8 protein-coding genes are annotated in these 15,844 nt (G+C 45.8%); all 8 read right to left on the reverse strand.

Features of this window, described 5'->3' with window-relative positions; translation table 11 throughout:
- Positions 1–54: 54 nt before the first annotated feature.
- The 8 genes from P40081_RS25995 to P40081_RS26030 all read right to left on the reverse strand — a co-directional run bounded on the left by P40081_RS25995 (position 55) and on the right by P40081_RS26030 (position 15,658).
- Complete coding sequence (locus P40081_RS25995) at positions 55–2,331, reverse strand: GH32 C-terminal domain-containing protein (protein ID WP_042139102.1); 2,277 nt, start codon at positions 2,329–2,331, stop codon at positions 55–57.
- Positions 2,328–4,796 (reverse strand): PfkB family carbohydrate kinase, encoded by a 2,469-nt coding sequence (locus tag P40081_RS26000; protein WP_042139103.1) that lies wholly within the window; start codon positions 4,794–4,796, stop codon positions 2,328–2,330. Before P40081_RS26000 ends, P40081_RS25995 begins: the two co-directional genes overlap by 4 nt.
- 28 nt (positions 4,797–4,824) lie before the next feature.
- Positions 4,825–6,453 carry an ABC transporter substrate-binding protein gene (locus tag P40081_RS26005; protein ID WP_042139104.1) on the reverse strand — a complete coding sequence of 543 codons (1,629 nt, stop codon included), beginning with the start codon at positions 6,451–6,453 and terminating at the stop codon, positions 4,825–4,827.
- Between the two features lie 106 nt (positions 6,454–6,559).
- Positions 6,560–7,456 carry a carbohydrate ABC transporter permease gene (locus tag P40081_RS26010; RefSeq protein ID WP_042139105.1) on the reverse strand — a complete coding sequence of 299 codons (897 nt, stop codon included), beginning with the start codon at positions 7,454–7,456 and terminating at the stop codon, positions 6,560–6,562.
- 13 nt (positions 7,457–7,469) lie between these two features.
- Positions 7,470–8,423 carry an ABC transporter permease gene (locus P40081_RS26015; protein ID WP_371916269.1) on the reverse strand — a complete coding sequence of 318 codons (954 nt, stop codon included), beginning with the start codon at positions 8,421–8,423 and terminating at the stop codon, positions 7,470–7,472.
- A gap of 229 nt (positions 8,424–8,652) precedes the next feature.
- Positions 8,653–9,621 (reverse strand): LacI family DNA-binding transcriptional regulator, encoded by a 969-nt coding sequence (locus P40081_RS26020; RefSeq protein WP_042139107.1) that lies wholly within the window; start codon positions 9,619–9,621, stop codon positions 8,653–8,655.
- Positions 9,622–9,852: 231 nt separating this feature from the next.
- Positions 9,853–14,379 (reverse strand): GH32 C-terminal domain-containing protein, encoded by a 4,527-nt coding sequence (locus tag P40081_RS26025; protein WP_081970542.1) that lies wholly within the window; start codon positions 14,377–14,379, stop codon positions 9,853–9,855.
- Between the two features lie 274 nt (positions 14,380–14,653).
- Positions 14,654–15,658, reverse strand: coding sequence for a LacI family DNA-binding transcriptional regulator (locus tag P40081_RS26030; protein ID WP_042141479.1), 1,005 nt, complete (start codon positions 15,656–15,658; stop codon positions 14,654–14,656).
- Positions 15,659–15,844 lie beyond the last annotated feature (186 nt).

The following is a 15,844-nucleotide window of genomic DNA, read 5'->3' on the forward strand; positions in this document are numbered from 1 at the left end:
AAGTGTTAGTTACATTACCCATCGGGTATAGTAAGGAGCGCCTAGGCGCTCACGTTACCATATAGATTGCATATCCCATATTTCCATAGACTTCACCAATGGCTTACCGTCTCCCCAGAGCTCAAGCCCTAATGCATCCTTGCGGCTTGGATATACCCGGGTCGTCAGGCTTTTCAACCCGTTGGCATAGGCTTCGACCATGGAGCGGTCCACATAGATATGCAGCTTCAGATTCTCTCCTAACAATTCCAGCTTGCCCCCTTGAATCCCCCTACACTTTTCACCCGGATGCAGTGTTGTTTTCGTGCGGTCGACCAGGAGCTTAGCTTCATTGAAATCGTAATACAGCAGGGTTTCTTCTTCTCCATCCGGTGTACACCGGACCTTGATTCCGAGTTGTCCGGCATTGCCCGGTTCCAATTCCAGTTGAATCTCAAGCATGTCGCCTTGTACATCCCCCAGCAGGACATTAGCTTCAGCCAATGACTTGTCCCAGATCGATAACCGTTTCTCGCCCCGCAGCGATTGCAGCTCCTGAATCGGCTCGATGCCCAATCGCCCGTCATCTCTTAAATACACGCTTAATGGCAAACCTCCGTTATGCGCCCAACCCGATTTGTATTCCATTTCGGATGTACGGTCGCCCTGAGCAATTGTAAAGACAATATTCCGGCCGGTCTTCGGATCCACCATACCGCTCGGACCGGTGAAATGAAAATCACCGACATCTATCAATTGCGGTTCTTCCTGATCCGGGATAAAGGAAAGCTTATCCTGATCAAGCTGCCCGATCCAATAGAAGACCTCAACATCGGCACCTTTTCCCACAGGACTAACCAGCAGTAGATGCTTGTTGTCCCCCTGCTTGTCAGTGCCTAAGGGAAGTAGTACAGGAAGCTCCCAGATGGGCCCGAGATAAGGAAACTTCTGAATATCCGCTTCAAAGAATGGGCCCTTGTATGTCCAATTCAGCATATCCTCTGAGGCAAATGCCAGCGCTGCCCCGCCTTCACCTTCAATTCCCGACCCGACCAGGGCATACCAGCCCTCTTCATCCTTCCATACGAACGGATCACGGAAGTCCCCGAATGCGCCCATTCCCTGCTTCTGAACGATAAGCGGCTCCGGATGTTTAATCCACGTTATCAGCTCCGGGTCTCCATCCTGCGGGTAAGTGCTACGGGCAAGCGCCACACTCTGATTCGGCGAAGCACTGTCATTACCTGCTGTAAAGAACAAGGCAGGAAGTCCGTCCGCGTCATAGGCCGCGCTTCCCGACCAGATTCCGTCCGGTGCAAGCTGATCCTTCTCTGGTGACAGGGCCACGGGAAGATCACGCCAATGTACCAGATCTTCACTTACCCAATGTCCCCAATGGATATGGTGAAAGTACGGTCCTTGCGGGTTGTGCTGATAGAACAAATGATACTGCCCTTCAAAATATATTGGCGCATGAGGCTCGTTCATCCAATGTGCCGGCGGGCTGACATGATACTGCGGTCTGTGCCGGTCCGTCAGCAGAGGTGTACGATCCAGCTTGATGTCTTCATAGTTCAACTGCGGCCGGACGCCTCCATGTGCGGAATCCAACACTTCCTGATAAGAAGCGGCAGCCTCCTCATTGCTCAAGGCCCGGTTATAAATCTTCAACTCATCCATGATCCCGCCGAACATATGAAGGTTGAACACTTCGATAAGCTTACTGCTGTGATTGTTCTTGCCAATAAGCAGATCCGTGTCCGCTGCGGCTATACGGGAACCGCGGGGCACAGCAGACGAAGCGATTACTCTACCGTTGAGAAACAGCTTCATTTCCCCATCGTCGCCATTGAATACAGCATTTAGATAAGACCACTCATTCTTCGGCAATTCACAGCCGTCCGGAGACCAGATCTCTGCCCACTCTCCTCCCTCAAGTCCGATTTGGAAGGACCAGGAGCCGTGACGGAACATGCCAAGCAGGAAGCCCTGTTTAGTATCCATATTGTGCTGGTTCACGATAGCTGCGAGCTTGCTTTCATATCCCCATTCATACGTCCGCGGGGCAACCCAAACCCCAATGCTGAGAGCTGATAGAAATTCCGGCTCTCCGTTATGCTCTTCCCCGTGGACAGGATGGGCGATATATGTTGAGTAACCATCGAAGAAGAGGCCATTTCCCAACACTCCCTGTCTCCACGGCGGAGTACAAGGGTCGGTAAACTCCGCATTGTTAAATACGTAGTGTACATCATGCAGAGTTCCGGTTACGCTCTCCAGAGCACTTGCTCCGGTTCCCTCATCAAAGGCCCAATACCTCATTAGTCCCCGGTTGCCAGCTTGGCTGCTCATGCCTCATTCCTCCCTGAAGTCTGCCGTGTTCTAACACTCGGAATTTGAATGGACTTCAGCGTATGGATTTGAAGCGAATTCAGGACAACCTGTCCTGCTCCTGTGCTTACCTGAATATTCTCAATTGGAGCGTCCGGGAAAATCTGATCGGTCAGCACCACCAGGCCATTATCCGCATAAACTTCAACTGCATTACGATCCAGCCAGATGTGCAGATTAAGCTTCCCATTCGTAGCGGCCAAGCTGGCACCGTGACGGCTTGCGAATGCCGGGTGGAAATCAGTCTGACCGCTTTTGGAACGGTCGGTGAACAGCCATTCCTTAGCAGGATCATATCCGATTATAATTCCGCTCTGTCCGCCAGATTGCAGATGGATAGATACCTCATTCCCGGATTGGATATTAATCTCTACTTCAATCTCTATCAGTTCACTCTTCATCTGCTGTATAAAAGGAGTCTCCGACGTAACCGTGACATTGTTCCAGCTCATTGATTCATTACGCAGCTGTTCTATTTCCCGGACAGGCATTTGGCACAGCACGATACTTCCATCCTTACTGGTCAAGGACAAGGTGCGGGGCAAAGTCATTGCCCCTCTCCAGGAGCCGGTAGGTGTCTCGTTAGCATATTTCCAGTTACTCATCCATCCGATGATTACGCGGCGTCCATCCTGCTCCGGAATATCGGACCAGGTAACTCCCGCATAATTATCTCTTCCATAGTCCAACCACAGTATATGATCTGCAGGATTGTCATTGATGAACGTCTTTCCATCGAACTCTCCAATAAAATATTGCGTACGCGATCCTTCTGGACAATTGGGATTATCTCCGATGCTGATGATCAGCACCCATTTCGAACGCCCGGTATCATCCACCGGTAATTGAAACAAGTCAGGGCATTCCCAGACACCGTCATGTGACCCTTCTTCTCTGCCGAATTCACCAGTCAGCGACCATTCACGTAAATTCTCGGATGCGTAGAACAGGGCATGATCTCCAGCGACAATCACCATAATCCACCGCTTACTTTGCGGATGCCAGAACACCTTAGGGTCCCGGAAGTCCACTATCCCCTCCTCGGAAAGCACTGGATTACCCGCGTATTTCTCCCAGGTTACTCCTTTATCACTGCTGTAAGCCAGGCTCTGCCGCTGGCGCGGCTGCCCCGTCTCCGGATGGGTATCTGCATGGGTAAAGATGGCAACGAGTCCGTGCGAATCTTCGAATAAACCGCTGCTATTATTCCAATCCACTACACAGCAGCCAGAAAATATGGCCCCATGCTCATCCGGGAATAGAGCCACAGGTGCGTGTACCCAGTGAACCAGGTCTTCACTAATAGCATGCCCCCAGTGCATGGGTCCCCATTTACTACTGTAAGGATGATATTGATAGAATAGATGATAGCTTCCCTCAAAGTAGACTAATCCGTTTGGATCATTCGCCCAATTGGAAGGAGGTGAGAAATGAAAGCCCGGTCTGAAGCGATCGGCATTACTCTCTTTACTGGACTCTATCATCTGGTTAATTTCTTCTGTCGTAGGCATAGACCCAAGAGCCCCTTTCCGTGTTGTAACTAACGCTCCGCCGGCATTAGCAAAAGTCAGCATGCTGGTGATTTGTTGGCTGGTCAGATCCTGCAGAGAACTTCCGCTCTCCAGAAGTCTGTATAACAAACAGCCTAGAAAAGCATCGCCTGCTCCAGTCGTATCGATAGCCTTTACCTTAAAGCCCGGCACATAACCATCCAGACTAGCCAACCGGTAATAGCAGCCCTTTTCCGCTAAAGTGACGACGAGGAGTCCGATGTCATATTGCTGCTGGAGCTCTTGTGCGCCTTTTTCAAGATCGCTGTTGCCTGTTACAAAAGCAAGCTCTTCTTCCGAGATTTTCAGGATATCGGCATAATTCATACCCCAAAGAATATTCTGTCTGGCTTCCTCCTTACTCTCCCATAATGCAAACCGGATATTCGGATCGAATGAGAGCAGCACCCCAGCTTCCTTGGCCTTGCGGACTGCCGTTCGGGTTGCCGTACGGGCAGGTTCATGGGTCATGGACAACGAACCAAAATGTAGCGCCTGACAGGCTTTGATCCTTTCTAATGGGATATCCTCCGAGCGCAGAAAGGTGTCTGCTCCCGGTTTCCGGAAGAAACTGAAGGATCTGTCACCTTGGTCATCCAGATGTACAAAAGCCAGCGTTGTACTTGCTTCATTCGTAACTGAAACGCCGGCTACATCAACACCATTGTCAAGCAGCGTGCTATACAGTAATGAACCGAATTGATCTTCCCCAACTTTGCTGATCAGTGCAGACTTGGCGCCCAGGCGGGACAATGCAGCAGCTACGTTAGCCGGAGCGCCTCCTGGGTTGCATTCAAACTGTTCTTTTCCCCCAGTTGAACGGCCTGCTGGCGTAAAATCTATCAATACTTCGCCTATAGCGATAACATCAAGCACAGTTTCTCCCCACCTAACTTCTATATATTTATTTTTTTAGATTTGCATTATAACGATCTAATCCCTTTTGATAGATCTCCATAAGTTCATTCAGGCCCATCTTGTCCAGCGTCTTAAGATAGTTGTCCCAAGCCTCATCCGCACCGCCGTCCACAATGAATCTTCCTCTTTGGGTATTTACATACTTAATCAGTTCAGGCTCAATTTTATTGATTTTATCCAATTCCTCTGGCTCAAAGAAGATACTCGGATAGTTTTCCTTTTCCATATAAGGATTGTAGTATTGCTCCAAATCCTTAGCACGCTGCTGAGCACGAGGCTCCATATCTACAATTTTTCCGAATTCATCAAATGTAATGACACCAGGTGCGCCCGATCCAGGAGCAACTTGTTGACGGAATTCACCTGCAGAGGTTCCTTCAGGAAGTGGCAAGTTCACCAATTTCCCGGTTTCATCCTTCTTGTAGACGACATCCAGTGGGCCCCAGTGAATTTGAGCAGTCATGTAGGGCTCAAATTGCTGATCTACCCAACGCATAGTGATTTCCGGATTGCTGTTCGCTTTAGTGATTACAAAAGATCCGCGTCCCGGGCCTCCGCCATTGGAACGACCAATACTTTGATCACCATTCGGTCCTTTCAACGGGGACAGTAAAACATAATCCTTGGCCCGCTCGGTTCCGACAACTTCTTCAACTTCCCACCAGACATAAGATCCCAGCGTTTCATCCGTTGTTTTACCTTTGGCCAGATACTGTGCATCATCCTGAGTGAAGGACTCAGGATCGATCAGTCCCTGTTTATACCATTTTTCATGGAAATAATTCAGTGCTTCCTTGTATTCAGGCTGTGTAGCTGTGAAAATTACCTTGCCGTCACGGACAATCCGATGCTCCAGGTTATCAGGAAGTCCGAAAGCGGCGAACAATCCGGCAATATCCGAGCACCATTGCATGTGTCTGAAGCTTAGCGGAATTTCATCCTGCTTTCCATTACCATTCGGATCCTGTGTTTTGAAGGCCAGCAGAGCTTCTGTATATTCATCCAATGTCTGTGGTACCTTCAGTCCCAGCTTATCAAGCCAGGCTTTATTGATGACGTGGAAGAATGGATTGGTCCCCAGGTTATTCTCTTCAAAGGATGGCAGCCCATAGATATGTCCATCTGGTGCTGTAATCGAGGATTTGATATCAGGGCGTCGTTCCAGAAGCGCTTTCAAATTAGGCGCATACTGATCAATTAAATCCTCAAGCGGAATAAGCGTTCCATCTTTACCATAATTAATTAACTCGTAATCAGTGAATCCGGCTGTATAAAAGGCATCGGGTAAATCGCCGCTCGCGAGCAGCAGATTTTTCTTTTCTGTATAATCTGTGTCAGGAATGTTTTCCCAGTTAATTTTAACGTTAGTTTCCTTTTCCAGACGTTTAAAAATTTCCATTTCTGAGAACTCCGGTGCCAATGAAGCTTTTGGAGACACCATCCTTAAAGACACTGTTTTGTTAACAATCGGAAGACCCGTTTGATTGAAATTCGTCTCCTGATTCTGATTATTACCTGCTTGATTGTTTGCCCCGTTACCATTTCCTGAGCATCCGCTTATTGCGAACGCACCAGCCAACATTACAATTCCCGCACCTTTGAATACAGATTTCATTAGTACATAACCTCCCCTTATTTTGTTTACAAGCGTTAATCATATAATGTTTTCGTTAAGCTTCATCCGATTTCGGACATCCCCCCTTTCAAGACCCTGCCCTGTATTATCCCTTAATTGAGCCGATCATCACGCCTTTAACAAAGTACTTCTGCAGGAACGGATACAAAATCAGCAACGGCAGACTGGATACCATGATGACACCATATTTAATCAGTTCTGTAACGCGCATCTTGGCTGCATAAGATTCCACATCGATCATCATGCCCGAACTGACCTGATTCTGAACAAGGATGTTGCGAAGCACTAATTGTAATGGATATTTGTTCCCATCATTCAGGTAAATCAATGCGTCGAAGAATCCGTTCCAGAATCCGACCACATGGTACAGTACCATTACTGCTAGAATGGATTTGGATAAAGGCAGTACGATACTCCAGAAAAATCTGGTGTTGGAGCATCCGTCAATGGAAGCCGCTTCCCACATCTCATCTGGTATGGAGGACTGAAAGAAGGTTCTTACGATGATGACGTTGAATACTCCGCCAGCCCCGGGAATGACCAGTGCCCACATCGAATTCAGCATGTGAAGATCCTTGATCAGCAAGTAGGTTGGGATTAGCCCCCCGCTAAAGAACATCGTGACCAGCAAAAACCACATAATTATAGACTTTCCAGCCAGATCCTTACGAGCTAACGGATAAGCAGCGAATACCGTCACAGCTACTCCAATTAACGTTCCTACTGTTGCATAAAGTATTGAATTCCCATATCCGATCCATATGGAGGAATCACTGAAGATTCGCTCATAACCATCCAGAGTAAAGCCTTTCGGGAACAGCCAGACCTCACCCGAGTAGATATAATTGGGGTCACTGAATGATGCTACCAGAACAAAATACAACGGGTATAATATAAGCAACATAATGATGGTCAACAAAATGTAGTTGATAATGTCAAACCATACATCCCCACTGCTCTTTCTCTTTGTTAATTGGTTCAAACTAAACTCCCCCTTACCACAAACTGGTTTCTGTCATTTTTTTGGCAATCCTGTTAACTGTGAAGATCAAAATAATATTAATAAGGGAATTGAACAGGCCGACCGCTGTAGAAAAGCTATATTGAGCCTTCTGAATCCCCATTTCATACACATAGGTAGGAATGATATTGGAAGTGGCATAATTTAAATCACTCTGCATCAGGAACGCTTTCTCAAAACCGATGCTCATTATATTGCCTAGTGCCAGGATCAGCAGGATAACAATTGTCGGTAAAATGCTTGGGATATCCACATACCAAACGCGCTTCCATTTGCTCGCTCCATCCACAATGGCCGCCTCATGAAGTTCAGGATTAACACCGGCCAGGGCAGCAAGGTAAATAATGGTGGCGAAGCCTGTCTCCTGCCATATCCCAGATAAAATATACAGAGGACGGAACCAGCCTGCATCGGCCATAAACAGAATGGGATCTCCACCGAGCCAGGTGATGAAGTGATTTACAATCCCACTATTTGGAGACAGAAAAACATTTAGCATACCGACCAGCACAACGGTAGAAATAAAGTGCGGAGCATAAATCACGGTCTGTACAAATTTCTTGTATGTCTTACCCAGCATCTGATTCAACATAATGGCGATGATGATTGGAGCCGGGAAACCAAACAACAACGAAAGGAAACTAAGTGAGAGCGTATTCGTGATGATAGTCCAGAAGTTATAGGAATTGAAAAAATCTTTAAAGTGCTGAAAGCCTACCCATTCACTACCCCAGATCCCTTGACTTGGTGAGAAGTCCTTAAAAGCAATTTGCACCCCGTACATCGGATAATACTTAAAAACGAGGTAAAGAATAATGATCGGCAATAAAAACAGATACAGTTCGTAGTCTCGTTTGAACCTGCTCCATGTTTTGCGTTTTGGTTTGATGATGGAATGATCCACCCCGCTGGTTGTAGAATTCACGATTATTCTCCCTTTCAAAAAAAGTAATCATATTTGAAACGTTTCCAATTTATCTTGAAAAACATCGTTTGGAAGACCTGTAGCCCGGATTAACCGGATGTGTGATGTTATTCGTTGTCTAATCTTAAATAAAATTTACATTGTCGTTTTGAAACGTTTCCAATTTATCTTGAAAAACATCAGTTTGTAGATAATTACACAGGATGCGCTGAAGTTTTCCGATCCTCATGGATCATGTTGTTTCTCCTTGCTTGAATATAACTGGTATGCGATACACTTGGCTTTCTAAAGGTAAGCCTTCAATCTTGTTATAGAGAAGTCTGATTGTCATCCGTGCCATCTCTTCTACCGGCTGCCGGATCGTTGATAAGATCGGATGAAAATAGGGATTATCCTGAATCCCGTCATAACCGATAACCTTCACATCTTCTGGAATACGAATCCCCTGCCTGCGTGCGCTGTCTATATAGTGGGCAGCCAACATATCAGTAATGGCAAAAATGCCATCAACATCGCCATGCTTGTTGATGAACTCGTTAATATAGGCATTCTTATCCACGATGGGATCCGGCTTTTCGTAGATTACATAATCGATTCCTAAAGCCTCAGCCTCATGAATGAATCCTTGCCTCCGGTTCATGGTTTCGCTGAATACGGAAGTGACACTTCCCATAAAAGCCGGTTTCCGGGCTCCCGCTTTCACAAGCTCCCTTAACGCCAATCGGCCACCTTCATAATTATCCGATGTTACACAGGTGATCTTCTTGTTGAAGTGCCGGTCAATGCTCACAATAGGAATGTCATTGCTGACATTATTCTCGATATCGTTATAAGTTATGCCAACAATACCAGCCACTTTGTTCTGCCGGAGCATATCCAGATAATACAGCTCCTTCTCAGGTTTGCCACCGCTGTTGCACAGCATAAGCTTGAAGCCTTCCCGGTCCAGTTCATCCTCAATGTAATAAGCCAATTCTGAGAAGAATGGGTTCCAGATGCTCGGGAGCAGCAACGCTACCATCTTGGATTTTTGCATCTTGAAATTCCGGGCCACTTCATTAGGAAAATAATTCAGTTCTTGTATGGCTTCCTCTACTTTTTTACGTGTCTTGGGTTTTACAGCGCCGGAGTTATTAATGACTCTGGACACGGTACCTACAGCAACGCCGGCTAAGTTAGCTACATCTTTAATACTTGTCATTTAACACCCCCAAACTCTCTATGAAAATTATAATAGCACCAAATTGGAAACGTTTCAATATTTATTTTGAAACGTTTCCAATTTGGTGAACTTCATACAGAACAGAACACATCTCCAATAACCGAAGATGTGTTCTGTTTAATATATCTGCTTATGGAACACCCTTACACGTTAAAAACTCTAGTAGTTTATCGTTGCATAGAAATTAACCCATGAGCTGCTTTTTTAATTCTAATTCACAAGTACCGGCACGTTCACATCATCCACATTAATATGGCCGAAACCTCCAGTAGCATTGTCGACAATTTTAATATAGCAATCAGTCCCTACAAAAGAAGCAGCCTCCCAAGTAATGCGGCTATAAGCCTCATCGCTATTGCCTGTCGCTTTTAGCAGCTCAGTGCCATCCGACGCCCGGACCAAAGCAATGTATAAATTATTGATATCGTTCCCTCCGCCGATCAGAAAATCAATCGTTCCATTACCGCCAAGGGTAAATGACGCAGATTTCAGCACTCCTACCTGAGAATCACCCCCATCCTTAAACCCCCAGAGATGATACGCACCACTTTGATTAAAGGGCCCTCCCCATCCCCAGCTCGTATCCGCTGCAACATCCGCATCACTGAACGCATTACCACTTACAATAATCCATCCGCTCAGATTTCCGCCCTCAAAGTCGTGGTTAGTCAAACTGCCAGTCTCCTGTGCAGCTTGGGTGGTTGCTGTGACACTGTTGCTTGCTGCCGAGATATTTCCCGCAGCATCCTTTGCTTTGACAGTATAGACATAGGGTGTATTGGTTGTCAGTCCGCTATCTGTATAGGTTGCTGTTGTACTAGTAGCTACCTGTACTCCATTCCGGTAAACCAAGTATCCAGTTACTCCTATATTATCTGTTGAAATCGTCCACCCCAGGGATACAGAATCCTTAGTTGTGCCGGTTGCTGCCAGATTCATCGGAGCTGCCGGAGCTTCGGTGTCAGCAGCTCCACTGCTGACCGGAACGTTCACATCGTCCACATTGATATGGCCGAAACCTCCAGTAGCACTGTCGACAATCTTGATATAGCATTCCTTTCCAATATAAGCAGCTGCATTCCAAGTAATACGACTGTAAGCCTCATTGCTGTTGCCTGTCGCTTTTATCAGTTCAGTGCCGTCCGATGCCTGAACCAAAGCGACATATAAATGATTGATATCATTCCCTCCGCCGATCAGAAAATCGATAGATCCGCTGCCACCGAGGGTAAATGTAGCAGACTTCAGTACACCTACCTGAGAATCTCCCCCATCCTTGAACCCCCAAAGATGGTACTTGCCACTTTGATTAAACGGTCCTCCCCATCCCCAGCTCGTATCCTCCGCAACATCCGCATCGCTGAACGCATTACCACTTACAATTGTCCAGCCGTTAAGGTTACCGCTCTCAAAGTCATGGTTTGTCAAACTGCCAGTTACCACCGCAGCCTGGGTGGTTGCTGTCACGCTGTTGCTTGCTGCGGAGAGATTTCCCGCCTCATCCTTTGCTTTGACCGTATAGAGATAAGCCGTAGCTGCTTCCAGCCCGCTATCTGTAAAAGCGGCTGTCGTACTCGTCCCTGCCTGAACTCCATTCCGATAAATTACGTAGCCGGTTACCCCTACGTTATCTGTGGATGCCGTCCAGCTAAGGGATATGGAATTCGATGTGGTCCCGGTCGCTGCAAGGTTCTTAGGTGCTGTCGGTGCTTCTGCATCAACAGTTCCACCTTGAACCGGGACATTAAAATCATCAATATTAATATGGCCCCACTCATCCGTTCGTTCATCGACTATTTTGATATACATGGATGTACCTATATATTGGGTAGCATCCCAGTATCTCTTGGTGTACCCTTCCGTAACGCCCTTGGTGCTCGGCCAGTTCCAATAGCTTCCCGGTCCGCTTGACCTGAAGAGCTCTTTCCCGTCTGAAGCACGTACAAAGGACACATATAATTTATCAATATCAGACCCTCCGCCGATCAGGAAGCTAACCTGGCCGTTGCCTCCGAGTGTAAAATCCTTAGACTTTAATACTCCGGTGGCAGCATTCCCACCGCTTAATTGCCCGGATAGGTGGTAATTACCCTCATGATTATACGGTTGGTTGTTTCCGAATACCGCTGCATTTGTAACCCCCGCATTAGTAAAGGCTGTACCGCTTTCTATGATCCAACCCTCTAAGTTACCGTTTTCAAAGCCGCTGTTTGAAACTTTCCCAGCTGGCGCCGCAATAACAGTAACTAAGCGTGAAGCTGTTTTGGCGCCGTCTCTTGTTTGGGCCGTAATGGTTGCAGTCCCGACGGATTTACCAGTAACCACTCCGTTAACTACCGGCGCGACTGAGGTGTTGCTGGAAGTCCATATTACATCTTTGTTCGTAGCGCTTGCCGGTGCAATTGTAGCATTAAGCGTTTTTTTGCCGCCTACGGCTACCTCCAGATTTGCAGGACTCAAGCTCACACCACTGACTGCCACTGGGTTATATGCAGAATTCATTGCCCAAACCTTAAGTGACTTAACAACGATTGAGCTGGTGTTTGCATCTCCCCACAATTGAAGACCTTTGGCATCCGCTCTGGTAGAATAAGTACGCGTAGTAATAGATTTAAGTCCATTCAAGTAAGATTCAACCATGGATTTATCCAAATATACGTGTAGTTTGACATTCTCACTGCCGATATCTATAGTACCTTTTTGGATACCCTTATTTTGACCGGCAATCGTCTTTGTTCGGTCGACACCATATTCTTTAGTACTGTTTTTGTAATAAATTAATGTCTCTTCTTCGTTGTTAGGAGATTTTCGAACTTTGATTCCTACACTATCAGCAGAACCGCGGCTCAATTCCATTTCAATCTCCACCGTATCGCTTTGAATGGAAGAAAGGGCAGCATTGGCTGAAGCAAAACTCGTATCTGTTGTAATATTTACAAGTTGCTGGCCTCTTAAGGACTGCAGCTCGGAGATGGGATTAATCCCCAATTTGCCATCCGGGCGAAGCGAAAGTTCTACCGGCAGACCGGCATTATGTGCCCAACCTGCATCGGACTCTTCCTGAGAGTTCCTTTCCCCTTGAGCAATGGTGAACATAATATTACGTCCTGACTGCGGATCTTTAAAGCCGCTTGGACCTGTAAAATGAAAATCTCCAAAATCCATTAATTGAGGCTTGGGATCATCAGGTGTGAACTTCGCCGTAGAAGCATTCCAAGTACCAATCCAATAATACACCTCCACATTCGCTCCGCTTCCGACCGGGCTAATAGCCAATAAATGCTTGCCGTTTCCCAGAGACATCATAACCGGCATTTCCCATACGCCGCCTAACTCCGGATATGTTGACGGATTGGTTTGATAGATTGGGCCGCGATAGGTCCAATTCATCAGATTAGAGTCTGTTGTGGAATAGACTGCTGCAGATCCACCCTGCCCATCATAACCCGTTCCTACCAGCATAAACCAGGTTGAACCCTCTTTGAACACATACGGGTCTCTGAATTCTCCGAATTTCCCGTATTGCTGGGCAACAGCCAGCTTCGGCTCTTTTACCCATTTCTTCAAATCGTTATCGCCATCCGTCTGAACCGTACTACGGGCAACTCCTACGTTCTGGTTGCTGTTAAGGTACGCTCTTGAATCATTGCCGGCAGTGAAGAAAAGAGTAGGATTCCCTGCATCATCAATAACTGCGCTTCCACTCCAGTCACCATCGGGATCTACCTGGAACAATTCAGGTGACAAGGCAGGCTGCAAGTTTCTCCAGTGTACCATGTCTTCGCTGACCCAGTGGCCCCACTGTATATTATGCCAATAGGGTCCATGCTGGTTATTCTGATAGAATAAATGGTATTGTCCATTATAATATAGCGGTGCGTGGGGTTCATTCATCCAATGCCCTGGTGCAATAGCATGATAAATAGGGCGATAGCGGTCTCCATCGTAGACATTTCTGTCAAAACTAAGGTTTGGTGTCGGCAGGTTTCCTCCAAGGGCTGACATGTAGCTCTGATAGGAGTTTTCCGCTTCAGCATTTGTAAAGGCTCCGTTGTATATTTTCACTTCATCAATGAGTCCGTTAAACATATGCAAAGGAAATACAGCAAGTTGAGTGCTTTGGTTGTTTTTTCCGATGAATAGCTGATTCCCTGACGATGTGATTGTGGAATTTGCAGGAATACTGCTCTTACCCACTTGACGACCGTTAAGGAACAACTTCATAGTACCCGCAGCTCCGTCAACAGTAGCTACGAGATGAGACCATTCATATCTGGGTAGAGGTTCATAAGACCAAACCTCATACCATTGCCCACCCGAGCCAATTTGAAAAGACCAGGTTCCATGCCGGAACATTCCAAGGACAAAACCTTGTTTACCTGGTTTATCGTGCTGATTAACGATTGCTGAGAGAGTACCATTGTCACCCCATTCATAGGCTCTGGGAGCAACCCAGGCTTCAATCGTCATACTCTGAGAAGGAGTGGTGATCGGTGAGTGTGTCACCCAATTCGAGTACCCGTCAAATAGCAGGGCTTTGTCAGATATCCCGTCATTACGCCATAACGGGTCATTGGAAGGTTTGTAAACCGCATTATTGAAAATATAATTAATAGAATCATTTGAATTGCTGATGTTTTCTTTTGTCGTTTTCCCGCTTCCTTCATTAAAGCTCCATTCTGCAATTTTAGAAGTTGCAGCTTCGGCTTTTGGTATAGTGATCCCATATGGCATCATTAACAAAGCGGCAAGCACAATAACCAATATCCTAATTGATTTTACTTTTTTCCCCACATAATTACCTCCTTATTTTTTCATTTCATTCTTCTTCCTACTTGGTAATATACTTTGAATCCCCTCCCTTAAGGCACTGTAAATCTATAAATACAATGCGGCAGGCATCACCACCTCTCAGCTTGGATTCAAGCAAATAAATATAATGATACCGCTTACAAAATATTAAAAATAAAGAAATCGTTTGCGTAATCGTTTACTTAACTTATAAAAAAAGTCAGAGCGATTGTCTGACTATTAAATTCGCTTTTAAGCGATGTTCTTTCTTTACTAAAGTGTCATCTTCAATTCTCTGCAGTATGACCTCAGCTGTTTTCACACCAAGTTGAAATGACGGTTGTTGAATAACGGTTAACGGAGGATGAGTGACTTTGGTCCATTGAACATCATCGAATCCAACAACGGCCAACTCGTCCGGTATACGAATTGAATGTTCTTGCAAATACGCCATTGCTCCCATTGCCATCACATTATCCGTTATAAAAATTGCTGTTGGATTCTTCTCTAACAAATCCCCCACCTTGCTATACCCATTCTCAAAACTCACATCGTCAAAACAAATCAATGAATCATCCAGTTCCAGACCTGCGTTTATTAGTGTTTCAGAATAACCTTCATACCGTTCAATCGTTGTCGTTACTGAAAGTGGACCGGATAAAAAGGCAATTCTTTGGTGCCCTTTGTCTAGAATCTTTTGTATTGCGTTCATACTTGCAATCTTGTTGTCAATAAGTACGGAATCTCTTTCACAATGATCAGGGACCCTATCAATATAAACTACAGGATAATCACCAAACAATTTTTCGTAATCGCATTCTCTACTGGCTGGAGCTAGAATCAGTCCGTCAATCATTTGTGAATCAAACATACCGATCTCTTTGTCTTCCACTTCAATATTGTCACTGGAATCACTCAAGATAAGATGATAGCCCCTTTGTTTCAATACGCTTTGAACTCCGGCTGCTACGGACATGAAATAAAAATTTGAAGTTTCAGAAGCAAGGAGTGGAGCAAGAAATGCGATAATATACGACCTGCGGCTGCGTAATGATCGAGCTACCGAATTGATTCGGAAGTTCAACTCATTCATTGCAAAATGCACCTTTTGTTTCGTCTCATTGGACACAAAGCGTGTCCCGTTAATGACGTGTGAAACCGTAGCCGTTGATACATTAGCCCTGAGAGCTACATCTTTAATGCTGACATTCTTTTTCTCAGTCATCTGAATTACACCTATCTTATTTCGCATTAAGCATCCCGATACTTCAATCGTAATTCCTTAGCGTCATTGAAGTAAACGATTACTTACTATATAATATATTTTCACTACAAGGTTTTGTCAAATATTATGACCCTCGAGTGATTTTTCGATAAGTCTTGAAAAAGTCCCCTTACAGTAGCAGATATA

The sequence above is a fragment of the Paenibacillus sp. FSL P4-0081 genome (genome assembly GCF_000758565.1).
Taxonomy (GTDB): Bacteria; Bacillota; Bacilli; order Paenibacillales; family Paenibacillaceae; genus Paenibacillus_AQ; species Paenibacillus_AQ phytohabitans.